Here is a 23,141-nt window from a genome sequence, read left to right as displayed (position 1 = left end):
CGCCTTCTTTAAGACTTGATTCATTTATTTGAATCAAGTCTTTTTTTTTGCAGTAAACTCAAGAAATCCTACTCTACCTGTTTCTATCTCAACAAATGAGGAACAGTAAAACGATACAAATACATCAGGACTACTTAGTACTATAATACAAGTTTATTATTACGTAATATTAGCACAACGAAAAAGAGCTATCAAATATTGATAGCTCTCTTATAATTAATCTATAAAGGATAATTAATACTTTGCTAAGTTATTCTATTCTAAAAAATTCAATTGAAGCTCTATTATTACTTATCATTATATGTTTTACACCATTAATAGTTATAGATTTAATATCTCTAGCATCACCATCATTAAAAAAACCAGTTTTTATTAAAGGTATAGGTTTTAATTCATTCGTTAATATACTACCTATATGTGCATCAGATCTACCTGTTTCTATTTCAACTGGATAAAAATTTCCTATTGTTAAGATTTCCGAAGTTTTATTTAAATCTAAATCATTAATTAATATACCATTGGTAGGTGCCATCTGTGTTTGATTTGGTAATTTCTCAAACTTAAATTTACCGTTAATATTATACAAGACTGAACTTTCAAAATAAGTTGCTTTAAGTGTTGTAGCATTACTAGTGTCATAATTTTTGTAAATATCATCAAATGTTAAACTTCCAAATTCTGCATAGGAATGAATATTTTCTTTCAAGCCTGGCAATTGTTCTGATGAACATTGTAATCCTCTTACTGGATATAATTGGTTATTATTATAATAACCTAATGCAATATCATTAGTTCCATTTCCATCAAAATCCTTAGCCATAACTACGAATGGTTGTTCTTTTGTAGCTTTATGTTTACTATTTGTACCTAAATTTCCAGCTATAAGTTCTAATGTTCCATCATTATTTAAATCTGCTGTAGTTATAGTATTCCACCAGCCTACATTTTCTTTAGTATTATATTCCTCACTATTATTTTTAAACACCCCATTTACATTAATGTAAATTTCAATTGGCATCCAATGGCCAACGACTATTAAGTCTATCTGTTTGTCATTATTAATATCAGTAAATATTGCGTCTTTTACCATACCAATATTGTTTAAACCATCAGCTCTACTTATAATTTCATTTGTAAAAACTCCCTCATTATTTATTAATAGTTGGCTCTCTCCAGGTTGAGGGTATTTATGTGGGACTTGAAAACCACCAATAAATAAATCTAGATCTCCATCATTATCTATATCAGCTGTTTTTACACAACTGCCGCTGGCATAAATATTAGGAATCACGTTAATTGTTTTAGAGAAATTACCAAGCCCATCATTATTATATAATCTATCTAATTGTTGAGGACTATTAATTTCATATTCATTACTACCACTAACGACATATAAATCTTTATCTCCATCATTATCATAATCAAAAAATAACACACCTATATCTTCACTCATTTTATCTTTTTCAAAATCATTTTGCCGCGATTTGTAAAACTTTCCATTTGGTTTCTGAATATATAGTACTCCTGCAAATCCACTCCCATTACCTTGATAAAAATCTTCTAATCCATCACCATTTATGTCAGCTACATCAATAAAAGGTCCTTCTTGAGACATTTTTTGAGGAAGTAATATTTCTTTTTTATAATCGTCATACTCTAATTCTTTATGTTTATCTGAAATGCTTATTTGATTTGTTACATTAGTTAGTAGTGGTGAAATCTTTTTGTCTTGTTGTGTATATACAATTCCATCACTAAATTTCACTTTATTGATATTGTTAATTTTGAGAGATGTATACAGTCTTTTACCTTTAGTAGGCCAGTTAATTACTATTGAATCAACTTTTGTTGATTTGCCTAACCCAAAGTGTATTCTTGTGTCAGAATGAGATTGGAATCCACTAGTATTACCTAACTCCCAAAACTGCTGTTTTCCATGATCTAATATTGATACTTTGACACCGTACGGTATTTTACTATTGTCTATTAAATCTAAGGTTAGAAAATTATTATTATCAATATTATTATTTTTATAGATTATGGCTCTTTCTTCTATATTATTTAATACTAAATCCAAATCTCCGTCATTATCTAAATCAGCGTACGCTGCACCATTAGTATTTAAAGCTACATCTTTTAGTCCCCATTTTTTTGAATTATCGTTATAGGTAAGGTCTCCATTATTCTTAAATATATAATTATATGATTTTGAGACAGGAATATTGTTTTGGACTAAATCAAAAATTTTAGGATTTTTCAAGACTTCTTTTCCTGATTTTCTCATAAAATCTTTATTTAGTACATCTCTTTTATAGCCGTTAGAAACAAATAAATCTTTTAGACCATCGTTATCAAAATCAGCAAATAGGGGACTCCACGACCAATCTGTTTCTGCGACGTTTGCCATCCAAGAAATTTCACTAAATGTTCCGTTTCCATTGTTTAGTTGTAAACTGTTATGCATATCTTGATAATGAAAATTAGCTTTTATGAATCCTTCATATAATTCAGGATTCATAGAGGCCATATTGACTTTTTTAGAATAGTTGTCTTTACCTAACATTTCAGAATTAAAAATATCTACTAATCCATCATTATTAATATCTGCAATATCTACACCCATACTAAATTTAGACATATGTTTTACAACTGAATTTCTTTCGTTTTTAAATGTTCCATTTTTTTGGTTAATTAATATATCATCTGGTTTTGAATAATCATTTGCTATATATAAATCTTGCCAACCATCATTATTAAGATCTGCTGCTCTAATTCCTAAGCTGTGAGATACATTTTGAAGATTTAATGATTTAGTTATGTCTGTAAATTTTCCGTTATTATTTTCGTACAATTTATCACTGTCACTATAGGTAGCATTTTCATCTATAAAAGACATTGATCCATCTGATGATTTTCTAACAGTAGTAAACTTTTTAGGATGGTTAATAATGTAAACATCTAAATCACCATCATTATCTTTATCAAAAAAACAAGCTTGAGTTGATCTTGAATTATCTTTAAAACCATAATCTTCCCCTTTTTCTGTAAATGTTAAATCTCCATTATTAATAAACAGAAGATTCCTGAGTTTATTAGCTTCTTCATTTTCAAACCATCCAGCCCTAGAAATAAAAATATCTTGATATCCATCATTATTGATATCAATAACATTAACACCTGTACACCAATCTTTAGCGCTAGAGTTTATTCCAGCTGTGCTTGTAATATCTTCAAATTTAAAGTTACCTCTATTTATGTATATTTTATTAAGTGCCATATTAGCTGTAAAAACGATATCTAAGAGCCCATCGTTGTTGAAATCTGCTGTTGCGACTCCACCACCATTATAGAAGTATTCATATGAATAATAATTATAGTCATTATTCTCTTTATTATAGTTTATAAAAGAAACCCCTGAATCAATTTCACTTACTTGAGTGAATAATGGTGTCGTTATTATTGTATTTTCATTATCTATAGTTGTATCTGTTGTAGGGTGATTTTCTAGTTCATTTTTACAAGATATTATGCTTGTAATTAATGTTAACGAAATAACGATATTGTTAATTTTTTTTAAATATTTAATAGAATTCATTTTAGATATTCATTTTATGTGATATTGATAGTTGATTTTGCTTTTAGGGATATATAATTTAGAAATATATTAAATAAGTTATAGACTCTATTATGAATTGCTAATATAGTTATTGATCATGTATTTTTTCAGATATAATTCACTTTAGGCTTAGTTATTTGTAATTGAACGATTTAGTGTTGAATTATAACTTATAACTTATTACTTTTTTTATTTTGCAATTTGATGATCTGTTAAATTAATTACATAATTTAACAGATTTAAGTCAGATTCGAATTAACCCAAACCTCTTTTTATGAAACAAATTACTTATTTATTAACGACTATGTGTTTAATTTTATTCACGTCATTTCTTCAGGCACAGAATGGTGGTGATAATTGTGCTTCTTCATTAGTCATAGTTCCTGGGAATTTTACTGGTACTATTATTAATAATGGAACTGGAGGAGCAAGTACTTCTGGAAGAGATGCATCTTGGTTTTCATATACACCCTCTTTAGATGGAACAATAACTGTAAGTTCTTGTGGTGGAGGTTCTGATACTGAGCTTGAAATTCATAGTGGTACTTGTACAGCATTAACTTCAGTAGCATCATCGGGTGATGTTTGTGATTTAGGAAATGGAAGTAACTGGGCTTCGGAAGTTTCAGAATTTGCTGTAACAGCAGGTACTGAATATTTTATAGAATGGGATGATAGATATGATCTAGGTCCTTTTGATTGGTCTTTAGTATTTACGGCTCCTCCTGCTTGTCCTGATGTAGCTAATTTAAGTATAGATATTGGTTCAGATGCCACAGTTGCAATAGATTGGGATGATGCTATAGGGGCTACTAGTTATAGTTATGAGATACAACCTGATGGTGCTTTACAAGGAGCTTCTGGAGCTTTAGTAAATTCAACTTCTACAACTTCAGATGCAAATGTTACATCAGGAATTTTAACAGATGGTTCCGATTATACCTTATACGTAACTTCAGATTGTGCTGGTGCTTTAGGTAATTACCAGAGTTTAGATTTTACGTACAGAATCCCTCCTAGTAATGATTCTTGTGTTAGTCCAATGATGATTATGGCTTCTTTAAATGATACTTGTGCAAACAAAGTTAGTGGTACTACATATGCAGCAGCTACTAATGCCGTTAATGGATGTTCAACTACAGGTAAGGATGTATGGTATGAATTCGCTCCTTCTGAAACAGGTATTTATAATTTTAGTGTATCTGAAACTTTAGATATAGGTTCTAACACAACATATTTAACTCTTTATACTGGAGTTTGTGGTTCGTTAACTCAAGTAGGGCCAACTAGTTGTTTTAATACGAGTAGTTATTCTGATACATTTATGCAGGGTACTACATATTTGGTAAACATACGTTCTTCCTCTTCAACTGCAGCTAATTATGTAGAATTCGATTTATGTATTGAACAAATTGAAACACCTGATAATGATAATTGCGAAGGCGCAATTGATTTAGCTTTAGAAACTAGTCCTTTGTCAGCTTCAATAACTATGGGGGTGAGTAATACTGATGAAACAAGTTGTTTAAGACCTCAAGGAAGAGATTTATTTTATAAAATTTTGGTACCTGATACTTATGAGTTTAGCATTAATCAAGTTAGTAACACTTTTGATTCAGTTCATAGAGTCGCTTATGGAGGTACTTGTCCTGGAGATACAGAGCTTATTTGTACTGATGGGGGAGAATTTGATGTAACTGAATGGACAAATGATACTGGTGCAGACCAAACGGTTTATATAATTATTGAAAATTATTATACAAACTTATATGGAGATTTTACAATGCAATGGTCAGTAGAAGCTCCACCAGCTTGTTTAGAACCAACAGTATTATTAGTAAGTAATGTTACTACTGCTGGAGCTACAGTTTCTTGGACACCAGGAGATACAGAAACGACTTGGGAATATGTAGTGCAGCCAGTTGATACTGGTTTACCAACAACGATGGGGACACCGGTATCTGGAATGCCAACGGTAGATATATCAACTTTAATGGCAAATACTTCGTATGAGGTGTATATTAGAGCTGTATGTGGTATGATACCTAGTGCTTATGCTGGTCCTGTTGATTTTTATACTGGACACTGCCAAGTTTCTGGTAATAATTCAAATTCATATATTGATAGTTTTTCAACTACAGGTGGTACAGCAACTAATATAAGTAATGCTTCTACGGGATATGGAACTGATGGTTATCAAGATAATTATGATACTATGTCAGTGACATCTTACGAAACTGGAAGTATTAGTTTTACATCTACTACCGTTGGAAATACTGTTGGTGCAGCAATATGGATTGACTGGAATAACGACTTACAATTTGAAACATCTGAAAGAGTTTATAATTTTGGAGGTTATACTTCAAATCCTTCAGGTGATATCTCTGTACCTTCAGAAACGCCTGTTGGAGATTATAGAATGCGTATTTTGATTGATTATAATAGTCAAAATCCATCTCCTTGTTCTTTTGGAAGTGGAAGAGGTGAAGCGGAGGATTATAAATTTATTGTTACATCTCCACCAGCTTGTGCATCACCTAGTAATCCATCGATATCATTAATAACTGACACAACAGCTGAAGGATCTTGGAGCGCTGGTATTGTTACTGCAAACTATGATTGGATTGTAGTTGCTTCAGGTGATGGCGCAACAGGAACAGCAGTTGTTTCTGGTAGTACTTCAGATTTAACTGCGGCTATTTCAGGATTAACGGCTGAAAATGATTACGATTTCTTTATAAAATCAGATTGTGAAATTGAATATACAGGACCTGCATCATTTACTACGTTTGCTACACCACCAGTAAATGATTCTTGTAGTAATCCTATTTCAATTACAGCTTCAACCGATTTTGATTGTGCTAATCAATTAAGTGGTACCACAAATGCGGCAACTATTACTGCACCAGATGGATGTTCTACAACAGGAAAAGATGTTTGGTACTCATACACCCCTTTAGTAACTTCATTGCATAGTATTTCGATTACCGAAACATTAGATATTGGTTTTAATAGTACTTACGTTTCGGTTTATACAGGTGATTGTGGAACTTTAACGCAGCAAGGTGCAAGTTGTTTTAGCACTAGCTATAACGGTGAATTAACTCAAGGAATTACTTATTTAATTAATGTAAGATCTACAAGTACCACAGTTACAAATTATGTGGAATTTGATTTATGCGTAGTTCAGTTAACTTCACCAGAAAATGATAGTTGTTTTAATGCTAATCCATTATCATTATCTCTTGATGATACTTGTGCTAATAAAGTAAGTGGAACTACTGCGTATGCTTCAACTACTGCACCAGATGGATGTTCAACTACTGGAAAAGATGTTTGGTATACATTTACAGCTCCATCAACAGCAAATTATTTGTTTGCTGTTACAGAAACAGATGAAGTAGGTTTTAATAGTACTTATGTAACATTATATACTGGATCTTGCGGGACTTTAACTCAAGTAGGGGCTAGTTGTTCAACAACAACTATTTTAGAATCATTAACACAAGGAGTTGAATATTTAGTTAATGTTAGATCAACAAATACTACAATTACAAATTATGTAGATTTTGATTTATGTGTAAGAGAGTCAATTGCTCCTGAAAACGATGAATTTGATGATGCAACTGAGTTAATAGTAGGAACTACTTGTACAAATATCTCCGGATCATTAGTATTTGCAACTAATTCACCTGAATCTGCATCTGCTGATTGTGGTAGTACAGATGGTTTAGAAAATGATGTTTGGTATAAATTTGTTGCACCAGCTAATGGTAATATAGTTGTTGAGTCAAGTGAAGGTACATCAGGAACTTTGGATACAGTTATGGTTCTTTATGACACTGATGGAACTACACAGTTAGCTTGTAATGATGATTTTGTTTCAGGTATAGTATACTCAGGTATCGCTTATCAGGATTTAACTCCTGGTGATACGTATTTTGTAGAAATACATGAATACGATAATAATAATTCTGGAAGTTTCAATATTTGTGCTTATTCACCAGATTGCAGTGGAGATACAGTTACTTGGAACGGAACAGCTTGGTCACCTAATGTACCAACTACAAATGATGTTGCTATTATCAATGGCACTTATACGGCTACTTCAGCAAATAGCTTAGATGTTTGTTCAATAATAATTAATCCTGGTAGAACTTTAAATGTTAGTGCAGATGGTTATATTCAAACATCAGGTGATATTACAGTGAATGGAACTTTAAATGTAAACCATCAAGGTAGCGTTGTACAAATTGATGCTACAGCTGAAACATTAAATAACGGAACTATTAATGTAAACATCACTACACCTTTGTTAAATGAACGTGAATTTATGCTTTTAGGAAGTCCAATGGATGCATCAACAGGTACTACTTTTGACGGCGCTTATCAAGTTCTTACTCATAATACGAGTTTATATACTATGTTTGATGATGCTCCAATAGCAGGGGTTAACTTCTATGATGATGATGGAAACGATTTATCTCCATTAATTGGTACAATGGAACAAGCTGCAGGTTATATTGTAAGACCTTCATATACTCAAAGTGACACTTATGATTATACATTTGAAGAAGGAACTTTAAATAGTGGAAACATAACGTACACAGCAGGTTATAATGGAAATAAAGATGACAGTGCCAACTTTTTATCTAATCCATATCCATCTGCAATAGACGCAACGGCCTTTTTAGATGCTAATAGCGGTATAATTAGTGAAATTTATTTCTGGGATCATTTAACTGCACCTGGAACAATGGCAGGACCTTATGGAGAACAAAACTTTAATATGGAAGACATATCAACTTTAAATAGTATGGGTGGAACTGCAGCTACTGGTGGAACGGTTCCAACTAATATTATTTCTACAGCACAAGGTTTTGGTATAAAAGCCAATGCGGGAGGAGATATTATATTTAAAAATTCTATGAGATTAACTTCTGGAAACTCTACGTTACGCTCTCCTATTGAGGATGCCAACCGTTTATGGTTAAATGTTCGTGAGGAATCAAATAACTTAAGTAGTATGATACTAATTGGTTTTACAAATGCAGCAACTGAAGGTTTCGATGTTGGTTTCGATACTGAAAAAATAGGAACTGCAGTTTCTTTATATACACACCTACAAGATGGAACTCAAAACTTGAGTATTCAATCAAGAGAGGCTTTTGATTCTAGTATGACAATCCCAATGGGCTTCTCAACATATTTTGATGATGAATTGACCTATACGATTTCAATTTCAAACTTTGAAGGAAATGAAATTAGTTCAGCTACCGTTTATTTAATAGATAATCTTTTAGGTACCACCACTAATTTAAGTGAAGGTGATTATACCTTTACTAGTTCAGCAGATGTGTACAATAGTCGTTTTACAGTATTATTTGAGAATTCAATTTTAAATACAAATGAAATTTCATTATCAGCTGTTGCGGTTTATCCAAATCCAGCTAAAGATGTACTAAACGTAGCTTCTCCTAATGCTGAAATTTTAAGTATTGAAATTACTGATCTAAGAGGAAGAGCTGTAGTTAATCAATTAATAAATGCAAATACTGTTTCAAATCTTGACGTATCTAATTTAGATAGTGCTATTTATTTGGTAACAATAAAAACGGTTGAAGGTTCAATTACAAAGAAGTTTGTAAAAGAATAATTAACTAAGCAATTAAATGAAAAAGAGCGTTCAGATGAACGCTCTTTTTTTATACTACTATTTTTAAAAACTGAAATGTGAAAATATTTTATTAAAGTAGAATAGCAACTTAATAATATATACAACACACTCTTTGTAGTTTAAATAAAGTGATCGTTTAATATATTATTTAAATTTAAAAGCAATATTTGAAGTGCTTTAAAATTTCAGAATCTATAATTAGAATTCTACACTTAAAAGTCAGTTAAATGAAATAAGCTAAAGCAGTTCCTAAAAGTATGGTTAAAAGCTTCGCTAAATTAAATTTGTGATCCTTGCTACTTTCAAAAAGAATAGTTGTTGATACGTGAAGAAAAACACCAATAACTACTGCATCTATTTCAGGTTTGTAAGTGTCGAAAAATGAAAACTGATTTGCTGCAAAGGCTCCAAGAGGAGTCATTAAAGCAAATGAAATTAGAAATAAAGCAATTTTTGATTTAGATAGTTGACCATCAATCAAAAACAAAGTTAGAATCATTGCAATTGGTATTTTATGTATTAAAATACCATAAAAAACCCCATTATGTCCTTGAACTGGAATACCTTCTAAAAATGCGTGAATTGATAAACTTAAAAATATTAACCAAGGAAATTTAACTTGCTTTTCGTGACTATGCACGTGACCGTGCTCTGCACCTTTACTAAAAAAGTCTAGGAATATTTGTAACAAAAGCCCGAGCATTATAAATAAACCAAATCGTTTATTATAATGTTCAAATACTTCTGGAAGCATTTCAAAAACTGTAACAGCCAATAAAAAAGCTCCACTAAAAGCTAGTAATAGAGGCATACTATTTTTAAGTCTATGTTTTAATAGAGTTGCAGAAGCAAAGCCTAGCAGAACCGACATTAAAAGTGCTAAATAAATCATAGTGTAAAAATAAGAATTAGTCTTTTAGATGTATTAATGTTAAATGGATTTAGCGAATAATCACCAAAAGTATATTTCAAATTTAGCCCTGCTTTTTCAAAATAGGTATTGAAATCTTCTAAGGTTAAAGCTCTTACCTTTTCTTCAAACTCATTGAAACCATTAGTATCATTGAATTTAATTTTTTTAATAATATAGTTGTCTTTAATTTCTCTAGTTAAATTAAAAGTTACTCCATCAACTATTTTTTCTTCAACTGGAACAAGATTTTCTGCAACGTAATTAACGTTTAAAAAATCAATTACTCCATAACCATTTTTATTTAACTCTTGTTTAATAGCATTTATAGTTCTTTGGTTATCTTCTTCTGTTTCAAAATAACCAAAACTTGTAAACAAATTAAAAACAGCATCAAACGTATCTGGGAAAGGTTCGCACATATCATGAACTTCAAATTTTAAATTTGAACTCTCAAATTTTTTAGCTGCTTTGATACTTTCAGGAGATAAATCTACACCTGTAACGTTATACTTTAAAGTAGCTAAGTGCTTTGAATGACGTCCTTTACCACAGGCTAAATCTAAAATTTTAGCCTTCTCGGGCAACTTTAAAAAAGTTGTTAGGCTACGCATAAACGAACTTGCCTCATCGTAGTCTCTATCTTTATATAATATGTGATAATTAGGGTTATTAAACCACGATGCATACCAATTAGAATCTTCTTTCTTCATAAACGAATCTTACGGTGCGAAAATACTGTATTTTTGCAGGACTTTGAATCTATACCTATGACAAAAAATTTTAAAATGGTAGCAAAGACCTTATATGGTCTTGAAGAATTATTAGCGCAGGAATTAAGACAATTGGGAGCTTCTGCCGTTGAGCTAGGAGTTCGTAACGTATCGTTTGAAGGCGATACAGGTTTTATGTATAAAGCAAACTTATCTTGTAGAACCGCTATTAAAATATTGAAGCCCATAACCTCTTTTAATGTTTTTAAAGAGGAAGATTTGTATGCTAAAATTTATGCAATTAAATGGGAAGATTATATGGATGCTGAAGGTAGCCTTGCAGTTGATGCAACTGTTTTTTCAGATTACTTTACTCATTCACAATATATTTCATTAAAAACTAAAGATGCAATTGTTGACCGTTTTAGAGATCAAAAAGGGGTTAGACCTAATGTAGATTTAGATCACCCTACATTAAGAATAAATATTCATATTGATAGAAATATTTGTACAGTTTCTTTAGATAGTTCTGGGCAATCTTTACATAAAAGAGGCTATAAGGTAGCTACTACAATGGCGCCAATAAATGAAGTTCTTGCAGCAGGAATGCTAATGAAAGCTGGGTGGAATGGACAATGTGATTTCCTTGACCCAATGTGCGGTAGTGGAACCTTGTTAATTGAAGCCGCAATGATTGCTTGTAATATTCCACCTAATTTAAATAAAGATGAATTCGGTTTTGAAACTTGGCCAGATTTTGATGTTGATCTTTACGAACTAATTGAAAATGCTGCATTAAAGAAAATTAGAGAGTTTAATTATAAAATTACTGGTTTTGATATTGATCGAATTGCAATTCAAAAAGCGAAAGAAAATATTGAAGCAGCTAGTTTAACCGAATTTATAACTCTAGAAAACAAAGATTTTTTCGAAACTGAAAAGGAGAATGATAAAACACTTTTCATTGCAGTAAACCCTCCTTATGATGAACGTATTGCAGTTGACGACGTTGAAAAATTCTATGGAAATATTGGAAATACTTTTAAAAGAAATTATCCAGATTCACAAGCTTGGATGATAACATCAAACCTTGAAGCACTTAAGTTTGTTGGGCTACGACCTTCAAAAAAGATAAAACTGTTTAATGGTAAATTAGAAAGTAGATTAGTAAAGTATGAATTGTACGCTGGTAGTAAAAAAGCCAAAAAGAACTAAACTAAAATTGAACAGTCGTATTTGAAGAGACGTTTCTTTATTGACAAATACGACTGTATAGTAGTGATAAAAGTAAGCTCTTACTTTGTAAATAGTGGAATTAAGTACGAAATACTGTAGCTGTATCCTGCACCAAATTCGCTGTAATCATTAGTTTTTCCAAATCCTGGAATGAATAAATTACCAAAATTCTCTGGTGTTTCTTCGCTCACCATATGTTTTATTTGAAAGTTTAAACTCAAATAAAGATTTTTAAGTACTTCGGTTTTTAGACCTACTATTAGTTCTACCCAGCTAGCAGTTAATCCATTAAACTCAAGGGCATCTGTTCTAAAAGTTGGATTAAAAGTTTGGTCAGTGCTGTAAATATTATACGCTAATAATTCTTGGTCAAAAGCTGAAATACCATAACGTAACCCAATATTAATAATATTGTTTAAACCTATCCAGTTTCGGTTTGCATTAAAATCTCCACCAACTTTTAAGTAACTACCTTTTGTTCGTGCATTTAAATTAGGTTCAAAATAATCCTTCTCTTCGCTCCCTAATTCCGCAGCAACATAAAGTCGTTTTGAAATATTAAAATCTGCAATTAATTCAAAACCTGAATAATCTTCATCAAGTAATGTTCTAATTGGTTTCGCTACATCTAAACCAACTCTAAGGCCATATTTTATAGGTGCTTGGAGGGTGTCAGCTTTTTTGTTAGAAGCATCACTCTCTTGGGCCATTAAAATTTCAGAAGTAAAAAGTATACTAATGAAAAACAGTAATATGGGTAATATCTTCATTTTCAATTAAATCATTAGTTATTTCTACATTGAGCATCCAGTTAGTATTTGCAGCACCTTCGTTTCTAACCATTGCACCTAAATCTGTATACGTGGTTTTAAACGCGCAAGCTCTATTGATGTAAACATCTTCGCCAATACCATAGTTAAAACGGATGTTGTCGCTGTTTTCATCTTCCCCCTCAAAATCTTTTGTAAACGTGTATTGCACACTTGTTAATGAAGGATTAAGCGGTATTTCGTAAATGGTATCTGTACGTACAGTAAAAATTTCGTCATCCTCATTGCTTGTTAATGCAACTTTTAAATTTGTAACAAATTTGACTTCTGCTGGGTTACTCAAATCCATAAACTTAATTATTAGTCGTGGGGTAGTAGGTGTGCCTTCAGGACAAATGTCATCCCTTGTACAACCTGCATAAAGAGCAATAATAGTTAATAGAATTAATGTTTTTTTTAGCATAGCCAAAATATTAAAGGCATTATAATTAAGCGTCTCTTTTTTCTAAAAGAACTACATTTTCAACGTGGTGCGTTTGCGGGAACATATCGACAGGTTGTACTTTAGTTACTTTGTACATTTCGTCTAATAATGCTAAATCTCTAGCTTGTGTAGCGCTATTACAGCTAACGTACACTATTTTTTTAGCGCCTAGTTGTAATAATTGTGCAACAACATCAGCGTGCATTCCATCTCGTGGTGGATCAGTTATTACAACGTCTGCCATTCCGTGTTGTGAGATAAATTGGTCATTAAAGACTTTTTTCATATCACCAACATAGAACTCCGTATTATTAATGTTATTATGAGCAGCATTCGCTTTTGCAGCTTCAATGGCATCTGGCACAGCTTCAACACCAATAACTTTTTTAGCTTTCGAAGCAACAAATAATGCAATTGTTCCTGTACCTGTGTATAAATCGTAAACAAGTTCTTCGCCTGTTAAGCCAGCAAAGTCTCTTGTTATTTTATAAAGTTCAAAAGCTTGGTCACTGTTTGTTTGGTAGAAGGATTTGGCATTTATCTTAAACTGTAAGCCTTCCATTTCCTCAAAAATATGATCTTCTCCAGCGTAAACTAATACTTCTTGATCATAAATGGTATCGTTACCTTTTCCGTTTATTACATATAAAAGTGATGTAATTGTTGGGAATTCATTTTTTATGGCTTCTAATAATGCTTCTCTGGTTTCAGTTTCTTCTTTGTAAAACTGAATTAACACCATAACGTCTCCTGTGCTAGAAGTACGTATCATTAGGGTGCGCATAACACCTTCCTGACTTCTTGCGTTGAAAAATGGAATATTTAGTTCTTGTGCTTTAGCTTTTACAAAATCTCTAATAGCATTACTGGGGTCAGCTTGAAGATAACATTTATTAAGATCTAAAATTTTATCCCACATACCAGGAATATGAAATCCTAGTGCATTTTTATTCTCAATTACTACGTCACTTTTAATTTGTTCTAACGTTAGCCATTTATTATCGCTAAATGAAAACTCCATTTTATTACGATAAAAATATTGTTCAGCAGATCCTAGAATAGGAGTGATGGTTGGCATTTCAACTTTGCCTATTCGCATAAGGTTATTTTCAACTTCCTTTTGCTTGTAGAATAGTTGATGTTCATAACCCATATGCTGCCATTTGCAACCTCCGCAGGTCCCAAAATGCTCACAAACTGGTTCTACGCGTTTATCAGAAAATTTAGTTACTGCAATGGCAGTACCTTCAAAATAAGCTTTCCTTTTTTTAGTTGTTTGTACTGTAACAACATCACCCGGAACAGCATTATTAATAAATACTATACGTCCATCAGGGGACTTGGCAACAGCCTTCCCTTTTGCACCAGCATCAATTACTTCTAAGTTTTCTAAAATTATTCTGTTTGTTTTTTTTCTAGCCATATCGCAAAAATAACATAAAAAAAAACGTCACCTTTATAAGTGACGTTTTTTAGAGTTATTGATTTTACTATTTATTTACTATCTGTTTTTGAGTTGAATTTATCAATAATTTTATGCATTTGTTTCCCTGCAGCTTCTCTTCCTCCAAGACCAAATGACAATGCTATTGTAACTGCAACAGTACCAAGTGTAATACCAAAAGCTAGATTAATAATATCATCTGCAATACCCATCGTTCTAAGCCCAATTGCTAAGAAAATAGCTATAATTGCTACTCTTACAATTGCTCCAATAAATTTATTATCTTCATTTTTAGCGAAATTTTTATAAGCAATACTCGCTATCCAATTTCCTATCGCTAAAATTACAAGACCAAATATTATCTTACCAGCATATGATGTAACGGTTTCTAAAATTTCAGTTAAATTCTGAAATTCTAATTTTTCTACTGCTGTCATAATTCCAAATAATACTATAAAGAAGTATACTAGTTTACCAATTAGTGAAACTATATTAGCATTTCCTATAATTGAATCTAATTCAATTTTCTTAGCAAACTCATTTAAATTCATGCTGTTTAATAAGTCCTTAACTAGGTCAGATACAAAACGAGCTCCTACTATAAAGATTATAAGGATTAACATAGCCATAATAATTTTAGGTATGCTGCTTAGTAACTGCGATAGCATTAAGGATGCAGGTACTGAAATTGCATCCATATTTAATATGTTTAGAGCTGCAATTAAAATAGGAACAAAAATGATGATAAATACCACCTTCGTTATAATTTTTACTAGATTTATGTTTTCTGGCAATTTTAATTTTGGCGCCATATTTTGAATAGTATCTCCAGACATCCCTACAAGTTCAGAAATAATCTTTGCTAGCATATAGCCTACGTACCCAACAAGACCAGCTCCTATGATATTAGGTATAAATGATAGGAATCCATTTAACATATTTTTTAATGGGTCTAAAACCTCCGTCATCCCTAACTTGTTTAATGCTAGGATGAACACAAATATTAAAACAAGTAGATAAACTAATTTAGATACAAAATCAGACAGTTTTACGTTACTTTTCAACTTGTCATCAACGCCAGTTTTTTTAATGACATTTTTAACAATCTTCTTGATAATCTTTGCGATAAAAAGCCCTATAATTAGTATTAAAATTACTGCTATAATTGTTGGGATGAATACCCCAAGCGAGTTTTCTAGATTGTTCCATAAGTTAGTAATTGTGTCCATTTGTTTTGTTTAAATTATTGGTTAAGCCTTAATTTACTTAATACTAAACTAGTAAAGGACTTATGTAGCACGTAGATGGGTGTGTTTTCGATAAAAAAGATTTTTATTAGCTTAACTATAAGAGTTTTTATTTTAGTTTTGTGAATAAGGTAAAATAGGGTGATTTCTCTCCTTAAGAAGGAATCAAAAAAAGTAAGAGTTTAAAATATTAGAATATGTCTGTTATAGATAAAGTATCATCGCAACAAGCGATAGATTTAGAGAACAAGTATGGAGCCCATAATTATCACCCACTTCCCGTGGTACTAAACAGGGGAGAAGGTGTTCATGTATGGGATGTTGAAGGAAAACAATATTACGATTTTCTATCAGCATACTCAGCAGTAAATCAAGGGCATTGTCATCCTAAAATTGTAGGAGCAATGACAAAACAAGCTGAAACACTTACATTGACTTCTCGTGCTTTCTATAATGATATATTAGGGAAATATGAAGAGTATGCTGCTAACTACTTTAAGTTTGATAAAATACTACCAATGAATACTGGTGCTGAAGCGGTTGAAACTGCTTTAAAACTATGTAGAAAATGGGCTTACGAGAAAAAAGGTATTGCAGAAAATGAAGCTGAAATAATCGTTTGTGAAAATAACTTCCATGGAAGAACAACAACTATTATTTCTTTTTCTAACGATCCTGTTGCTCGTGATAATTTTGGTCCTTATACAAATGGATTTATTAAAGTTGCTTACGATGATTATGAAGCTCTTGAAAAGTTATTAGAAAGTAATAAAAATATTGCTGGATTTATGGCTGAGCCTATTCAAGGGGAAGCAGGAGTTTATGTACCTTCAGATGATTACCTGATAAAAGCAAAAGCATTATGCGAAAAACATAACGTATTGTTTATTGCAGATGAAGTACAAACAGGAATAGCACGTACTGGTAGATTATTAGCTACTTGCGGTAATTGTTCTTGTCCTAATAAAGATTGTAGTGGAACTCCAGATGTAAAACCTGATGTATTGATATTAGGTAAAGCATTAAGTGGTGGAGCTTACCCAGTTTCTGCGGTATTAGCTAATGATGATGTAATGAGTGTAATACAGCCTGGAACTCACGGATCAACATTTGGTGGTAACCCAATTTCTGCAGCTGTTGCAATGGCCGCTTTAGAGGTTGTTAAAGACGAAAAATTAGCAGAAAACGCTTTCGTATTAGGAGAGTTGTTTAGAGCTGAATTAAATAAATATATTGAAACTAGTACTATTTGTAAATTAGTGCGTGGTAAAGGATTGCTTAATGCAATTGTAATTAATGATGACGAGGAAGGTGATACAGCTTGGAACATCTGTCTTAGTTTAAGAGATAATGGTTTATTGGCAAAGCCTACACACGGTAATATTATTCGTTTTGCACCACCTCTAGTAATGACTGAAAAGCAATTACTAGAATGTGTTTCTATTATTACTGAAACTTTAAAGGAATTTGAAATTTAAGATTTTCTTTTTCTAACAAAAAAAACCGCGACAAGTAATTGTCGCGGTTTTTTTGTTTTATGCATTTGCTTTTTGCATTTCTTCTAAATGTCGTTGCCATTCTAAAACTTGTTCTTCAGGAACGAAGAAGTTAACGTAGATTACAAATAGTAAGAAAAGTACACTTAATACAATACCAATAATAGCTAGTGTTTTTCCTGTAGTTACATTTTTAATTCCTGAATATCCTTCAGGATTTGTATCGTATTCTGCTTGTGCTTTTTTAGCTAATATAAGTGCTACAACTCCTAGTGCTAAACCAACAACGCCATAACAGCAGCAAAGTGGTATAGATAATATTCCTAGTATTAGTACTGCTTGCGAATTTGGTAAGGTTTGTTGGTCCATCGTTAATAGGTTTAATGTGGTTAATTTTTAAAAATAATATAATATTTCGGAACTTAAAATAGATAGCTCATTTTGTAGAAATAACCTACAAGTATAATAACGCCATTAATGATCGCTAATATTAGCTTAATTTTACGAGCATTCTTAATCTCAATAAACATACTCAAACCTATAAAAATGAAAAATATCCAGAGCGTAAATACGGCTGGATACATTTTAAAAGCTTGTGTAAACTCTCCGGTAAAAAGAAAGGCTGTGGCTCTTTGAAAGCCACAGCCTAAACAATCCAATCCAAAAAGTTGTTTATTAAGGCACGGTAACATATAATCTTCCATACCTAAAACACTTCTTATCTATTCTCTACAATAATTTTGTAGTCTATAGTTTGATTATCTTTTGTAGTTAATATTACTATATAAGTACCATCACTAAAATTGCTAGTATTAAAAGTAAAACGAGAAGCATTCCCTACGTTAGTTTCGTTAAGTACTAAACGACCTCTCATATCAAATATAGCAGCGTTTGCTATTTCCATTGTATCAGGATTAGCAATCTCTAATTGTGTTTGCTTGTTGTTTTGGAAAAAAGAAACTGAGGTTGTTAGCTCTTCTTGACCTTGTTCAACTTCTCTTCCATCAGCAGTCATATACTGATCAAGTGAGTTCTTTTTTCTGAATACAATATAAAACCTATTGTCATATGTTCCTTGATCTAAAAAGAAATTAGCCGATTCTCCACCTGTAATATTTTGGTAGGTATCATTTAATGAATCCCAAACATAAATATTATCTGTTGGTAGATCAATTTCTTCAATTCCAGTGATAACAACATTCATTTGCTCTTCAATTTTAAGAGAAAAAGGAATTTGCTTTAGTACATCATCAAAAGGAACAGCATTAATAACAAATGGATATTTACTTTCGTCGTTAAATTCTGTTTGTAAAGGAAAATACATTTCACTTGTAGCATCCATTGGGCTTAAACCATCCCAACCATTATCAAAATCATCTGTAGCAGTATCGTGTAAAATTAAAAGTGTTTGACGCATATGAGATACTCCCATATAAGCATTAATTCTAATTTGTGGTGCATAGAATGCCTGTTGTGTATCTGTAGGGTCAACTTGTGTAGCGCCTATTTGGCTATCAGAAATTGATGTTCTAAACTCTGAGTTGTATGTAGCGTCGCTTTCTTTAATGAAAATACGGTGGCTATTTTTAAAAGTAATGTCAGTATCTGCTGCGTTAATTGATTGGATGTAAAATCCTTGTGCAATAGGAGCCATTCTTCTTTCCACATAAGGTCCACTTGTTCCAGTTGCCGTAAGTGGGTTTCCACTAGCATCAAAGTTAAAAAATGCAGGGACTGTATAATTTCCAGGATTATAAGGTCCTACTGTTGGGTCTGGTTGAGATGCTCCAGGAGTCCATATTCCAAAACCTGCTTTATTGTCTTCATATAAATGAGAGTTGATTGTTCTGTCCTCATCGTAAAACCTAATGCTATTAAATTTAGAAATCGTTCCATTGTTTGCTGCATCGTAGAAAAATACATTTAAATCTATTGCAGAAGGGTAAGGGTTTCCTACTAATATGTTTCCGTCTAGAAATCCACCTACACCATCACTTAAACTTCCTGCTCCTGCTGGTAGTGGAACCGTAATATCACCACTGTTAGGACGACCTCTAAAATCGTAACGTTGTTCTTGTGTTTCTGGAACACCTTCCATAGTAATTTCAGTACCTTTCATTACAAAACCGTGTCCCGCTGGTACATCATAGCTATTGTTAATTGCAACATAGTTTTGTCCTGCGATATTCCACTTATAAAACCATTTATCTGAAATTTCAAGCGTTGTAGCATTTGAAGATCCATTAAAACCAGGGATAAAAGTAGCTAAACTAGAATTTGTTAAGTCAGTTCCTTGTTGGTGATAAAAGTTAAGTTCTCCAAAGTTTCTATTACCAGTTACTGAAGCAGATGCTTCACTTACTGGAGAAGTCCACGCGTTATAATCGTACGCATCTCCAATACCTTCTTGGAAAACAGAAATCATTCCGTCACCAGCGTTAGCATTACTTGATCCACCTTGAAATAATTGTGCTTCGTCTCTTAAATATAAACTAGCTTCAGTAGGTCCTGCGCTATTTTTTTCTAATTCAATTGCTCCATCAACGTAAAGTTGTACGTCTTTGGCATAAATGTACGTATCAGTAGAAGTAGTTGCATTGGGGGAAACGTACAATTGTGCTAATGCACTTGTTGTTGTTGCCAGAATTAAGCTGGCTGTGAGTAGTAGGTTTTTCATAATGAAGTGTTTAAAAACTAATTGGATTGGGGTACAAATAGTTTAGTTACGCGATAAAAATAATGCTTAATTTGCTTTTTGTACGAATTTAGAAGATATTTTCGATGAAGTGCACAGTTTTTCAGGGGTTTTTCAGACTTTTGTTAAAAATATAAGATTAAATTTTTATGAAAAAAGGCGATAAAGTGATGGTTTTAGACGATAATCTTGAAGGTCACGTTGTGAAAGTTTTAGAAAATGGGGTTTTAATTGAGACGCTCGATGGCTTTGAAATGGAATTTACAGAACGTGAATTAGTGATTATTTCCGAAGCAATTAAACACCACCATTTTGCTCCTGAAAACATAAAAGCAATTATCTCAGAAAAAGAGATTAAAAAGAATAAAAATACAAAGCGTGTTAAGCCTAAGGAACGTGCACAGGCTGCGATGGAGGTTGATTTACATATCCATCAATTAGTGCCAACTGAAAAGGGCTTGCAGCCACACGATAAGCTTGAAATTCAAATAGATACCGCTAGACGTCAATTAGAGTTTGCAATGAGTAAAGGGATACAACGTGTAGTGTTTATTCATGGAGTAGGAGCAGGTGTTTTGCGTGCAGAATTAGAATATATGCTACGTAGATATGAAAATCTAACTTTTGAAGACGCAAATTTTCAGAAATATGGTCGTGGTGCTACACAGGTGTACATTTTCCAAAACCCAAAATAGGTTAAAATTCTAAAAACACCGTAATTGTTTCATTTCTTATACCGTCGCTTGAACCAAAATCGAACGTTTCAAAATTGATTGTTTCGTTTTCACCTACTAATACAAGATCTTCAATAGTAATAGTCCCATCGCTCGTAAGATTATAAGTGTGAGGTCTATATTCATCTACAATATTTGAAATAGTAACAGCTGGGTTTAAGTAATTTGGGCCATCAGTTCCGGTAACATCATTTAGTGGATTTAAATCGCCATTTGCATCTTCGTAGCGTGTTAAAATACCATCATTATCATCATCAATATCCAAATAATCAGGTATTCCATCGCCATCTGTATCTCTTGGATTATCAGGATCATCACCTATTTCCACAGCGGTAAAGACGTTGTCTCCATCATCGTCTAAATCATAGTAATTAGGGATACCGTCATTATCTAAATCTCCAGTTCCTTCTTCCATATCATCCTCACTGTCAACGGTTTCAATATTGTCGTTATCATCTAGTGTTGTAACAGAAGTAAGCAAAACAGTTCCTGAAGTACCTATATATTCTTGTGTTGTAACAGGAGTAGTAGGAGGCACAGGATTACAGAAATATGAGGAAGTGACTTCATCACCAAAAAGTCTATAATTTACTATGTTACTACTAGTGTTTAAGGTATATTCTTCAGTTCCAGAAGTAATAAATAACTCGTCAGTTGTTTCAATAATAAGTGAAATGCTTTCGTCAACTTCAGGATTTATTTTAAAGAAAACTGTTTGCGTTTGTGTTTCGCAATCCTGTAAAGTAGCATCTTCGAAATCAAAGTTAGTCACAATTAAATCACCGTCATTACAGCTACTAAGGAGTATAGAGAGCGCACAAATCTTAAAGAGAATTTTCATATTTATTCTGAAATTTTACAATCATTACAAAGTAACGCAAATCTTTAAAACTCGGTTGCCTTAAGTGAAAAAAAAAGGAGTATTTTTGTTGCTTATTATAGAATCTCCTCTCTTTTGAAAAAAGTATATTTTGATAGTGCAGCAACGACTCAACTTCGTCCAGAAGTTATTAGTTGTATGACAGACGTCCTTAAAAACGAATACGGAAATCCATCATCAAGCCATGCGTTTGGTAGATCGGCTAAATCAGTAATTGAAACAGCTCGTAAAGAAGTAGCTTCGATGTTGAATGTTTCGGCTTCCGAAATAATTTTTACTTCTGGTGGTACTGAGGCTGACAATTTAGTGATTAATAGTAGTGTTCGCGATTTAGGTGTAACACGTATTATTTCTTCTCGTATTGAGCATCACGCAGTATTGTATTGTATTGAGCAATTACAAAAAACGCACAACGTTGAAGTGGAATATGTAAAATTAGACGGATGTGGTTTTGTTGATTTCGACCATTTAGAACAATTGTTAAAAAATGGAACTAAAAAGACTTTAGTAACATTAATGCACGTTAACAACGAAATAGGAAATGTTCTAGATTTAAAAAAGGCAGCCGAAATATGTAAAAAGCATCATGCACTTTTTCATAGTGATACCGTACAATCTGTAGGGCATTTTGAATTAGATTTTCAAGAAATCCCAGTAGATTTTGCTGCAGTTGCCGCTCATAAATTTCACGGACCAAAAGGAGCAGGTTTTGCTTTTATTAGAAAAAACACTGGACTTCGACCACTTATTTTTGGAGGAGAGCAGGAACGAGGCTTAAGAGCAGGAACAGAAGCTGTTTTTGCAATAGCTGGACTTGTAGAAGCTTTGAAAATAAGTTATAAAAATCTTCCAACTGAAAGAGCATATGTTTCAGGAATTAAAGAATATTTTAAAGAGAAAGTTTCAGAAGTGATACCGGGTGTTAAGTTTAATGGTGGTTGTGATGATTCTAAAAAGAGTACTTACACATTGTTAAATGTATGTTTACCAATGACTCCAGAAAAAGGAATGATGCTATTGTTTCAATTAGATTTAAAAGGAATAGCGTGTTCTAAAGGGAGTGCTTGTCAAAGTGGAAGTTCTAAAGGGTCTCACGTTTTGTCCCAAATATTGAGTGAAGAGGATATGGCTAAGCCATCGGTGAGATTCTCATTTTCTAGCTTTAATACTAAAGAAGAAGTTGATTATGTAGTTGAATGTTTAAAGGAGTTTGTAGCTGCTTAAATCATTTAAAAATTA

Annotated in this window: 16 protein-coding genes; 5 read left to right on the top strand and 11 right to left on the bottom strand. The window is 32.4% G+C overall.

The features are described 5' to 3' along the window. Window positions 1-250: 250 nt before the first annotated feature. Window positions 251-3,595: a VCBS repeat-containing protein gene (locus GBH57_RS13490; RefSeq protein ID WP_151675025.1), complete on the bottom strand. Its 3,345-nt coding sequence runs from the start codon at window positions 3,593-3,595 to the stop codon at window positions 251-253. Between the two features lie 295 nt (window positions 3,596-3,890). Here GBH57_RS13490 and GBH57_RS13485 point away from each other — a divergent pair, with 295 nt between their 5' ends. Continuing rightward, window positions 3,891-9,272 (top strand): T9SS type A sorting domain-containing protein, encoded by a 5,382-nt coding sequence (locus GBH57_RS13485; RefSeq protein ID WP_151675024.1) that lies wholly within the window; start codon window positions 3,891-3,893, stop codon window positions 9,270-9,272. A 244-nt stretch (window positions 9,273-9,516) separates the two neighbouring features. On the opposite strand, the gene GBH57_RS13480 is transcribed toward GBH57_RS13485, so the two are convergent. Both GBH57_RS13480 and GBH57_RS13475 read right to left on the bottom strand, forming a co-directional pair. Continuing rightward, on the bottom strand, window positions 9,517-10,185 hold the full coding sequence (locus GBH57_RS13480) for a ZIP family metal transporter (protein ID WP_151675023.1): 669 nt from the start codon (window positions 10,183-10,185) through the stop codon (window positions 9,517-9,519). Continuing rightward, the gene (locus GBH57_RS13475; RefSeq protein ID WP_151675022.1) at window positions 10,182-10,916 is read right to left on the bottom strand and encodes a class I SAM-dependent methyltransferase; all 735 of its coding nucleotides are present in this window, start codon (window positions 10,914-10,916) and stop codon (window positions 10,182-10,184) included. The genes GBH57_RS13480 and GBH57_RS13475 overlap by 4 nt, the downstream gene beginning before the upstream one ends. Before the next feature lie 57 nt (window positions 10,917-10,973). On the opposite strand from GBH57_RS13475, the gene GBH57_RS13470 reads away from it, so the two are divergent. Next, on the top strand, window positions 10,974-12,131 hold the full coding sequence (locus GBH57_RS13470; protein WP_151675021.1) for a THUMP domain-containing class I SAM-dependent RNA methyltransferase: 1,158 nt from the start codon (window positions 10,974-10,976) through the stop codon (window positions 12,129-12,131). A gap of 80 nt (window positions 12,132-12,211) precedes the next feature. Here GBH57_RS13470 and GBH57_RS13465 read toward each other — a convergent pair whose 3' ends face one another. From GBH57_RS13465 to GBH57_RS13450, 4 genes are all read right to left on the bottom strand, one after another. Beyond that, window positions 12,212-12,922: a DUF6048 family protein gene (locus GBH57_RS13465; RefSeq protein WP_151675020.1), complete on the bottom strand. Its 711-nt coding sequence runs from the start codon at window positions 12,920-12,922 to the stop codon at window positions 12,212-12,214. Beyond that, window positions 12,888-13,385, bottom strand: coding sequence for a DUF6452 family protein (locus GBH57_RS13460; RefSeq protein ID WP_151675019.1), 498 nt, complete (start codon window positions 13,383-13,385; stop codon window positions 12,888-12,890). The genes GBH57_RS13465 and GBH57_RS13460 overlap by 35 nt, the downstream gene beginning before the upstream one ends. Window positions 13,386-13,410: 25 nt before the next feature. Next, on the bottom strand, window positions 13,411-14,829 hold the full coding sequence (gene rlmD / locus GBH57_RS13455) for a 23S rRNA (uracil(1939)-C(5))-methyltransferase RlmD (protein WP_151675018.1): 1,419 nt from the start codon (window positions 14,827-14,829) through the stop codon (window positions 13,411-13,413). 71 nt (window positions 14,830-14,900) lie between these two features. Next, window positions 14,901-16,079 (bottom strand): mechanosensitive ion channel, encoded by a 1,179-nt coding sequence (locus GBH57_RS13450; RefSeq protein WP_151675017.1) that lies wholly within the window; start codon window positions 16,077-16,079, stop codon window positions 14,901-14,903. Between the two features lie 215 nt (window positions 16,080-16,294). On the opposite strand from GBH57_RS13450, the gene rocD reads away from it, so the two are divergent. After that, entirely contained in the window at window positions 16,295-17,575 is a 1,281-nt protein-coding gene (gene rocD / locus GBH57_RS13445) for an ornithine--oxo-acid transaminase (RefSeq protein ID WP_151675016.1), read from the top strand. Window positions 17,576-17,632: 57 nt separating this feature from the next. Here rocD and GBH57_RS13440 read toward each other — a convergent pair whose 3' ends face one another. The 3 genes from GBH57_RS13440 to GBH57_RS13430 are packed head-to-tail and all read right to left on the bottom strand — an operon-like array spanning window position 17,633 to window position 20,270. After that, entirely contained in the window at window positions 17,633-17,962 is a 330-nt protein-coding gene (locus GBH57_RS13440; protein ID WP_151675015.1) for a CCC motif membrane protein, read from the bottom strand. Between the two features lie 53 nt (window positions 17,963-18,015). Continuing rightward, a complete protein-coding gene (locus GBH57_RS13435) occupies window positions 18,016-18,297 on the bottom strand; it encodes a DUF2752 domain-containing protein (protein ID WP_151675014.1) in 282 nt (93 codons plus the stop codon). A 14-nt stretch (window positions 18,298-18,311) separates the two neighbouring features. Further along, entirely contained in the window at window positions 18,312-20,270 is a 1,959-nt protein-coding gene (locus GBH57_RS13430) for a T9SS type A sorting domain-containing protein (RefSeq protein WP_151675013.1), read from the bottom strand. 167 nt (window positions 20,271-20,437) lie between these two features. On the opposite strand from GBH57_RS13430, the gene GBH57_RS13425 reads away from it, so the two are divergent. Continuing rightward, on the top strand, window positions 20,438-20,983 hold the full coding sequence (locus GBH57_RS13425; protein ID WP_151675012.1) for a DUF8465 domain-containing protein: 546 nt from the start codon (window positions 20,438-20,440) through the stop codon (window positions 20,981-20,983). Window position 20,984: 1 nt separating this feature from the next. Here the strand turns inward: GBH57_RS13425 and GBH57_RS13420 are convergent, their stop codons facing one another. After that, window positions 20,985-21,863, bottom strand: a complete 879-nt coding sequence (locus GBH57_RS13420) for a hypothetical protein (protein ID WP_151675011.1) — start codon at window positions 21,861-21,863, stop codon at window positions 20,985-20,987. A gap of 114 nt (window positions 21,864-21,977) precedes the next feature. Here GBH57_RS13420 and GBH57_RS13415 point away from each other — a divergent pair, with 114 nt between their 5' ends. Then, on the top strand, window positions 21,978-23,126 hold the full coding sequence (locus tag GBH57_RS13415) for a cysteine desulfurase family protein (protein WP_151675010.1): 1,149 nt from the start codon (window positions 21,978-21,980) through the stop codon (window positions 23,124-23,126). Window positions 23,127-23,141: the final 15 nt, after the last annotated feature.

This window comes from Patiriisocius marinus (assembly GCF_008974325.1).
Taxonomy (GTDB): Bacteria; Bacteroidota; Bacteroidia; order Flavobacteriales; family Flavobacteriaceae; genus Patiriisocius; species Patiriisocius marinus.
Note: the sequence above shows the minus strand (reverse complement) of the source record. Positions and strands in the feature narration are given on the sequence as shown.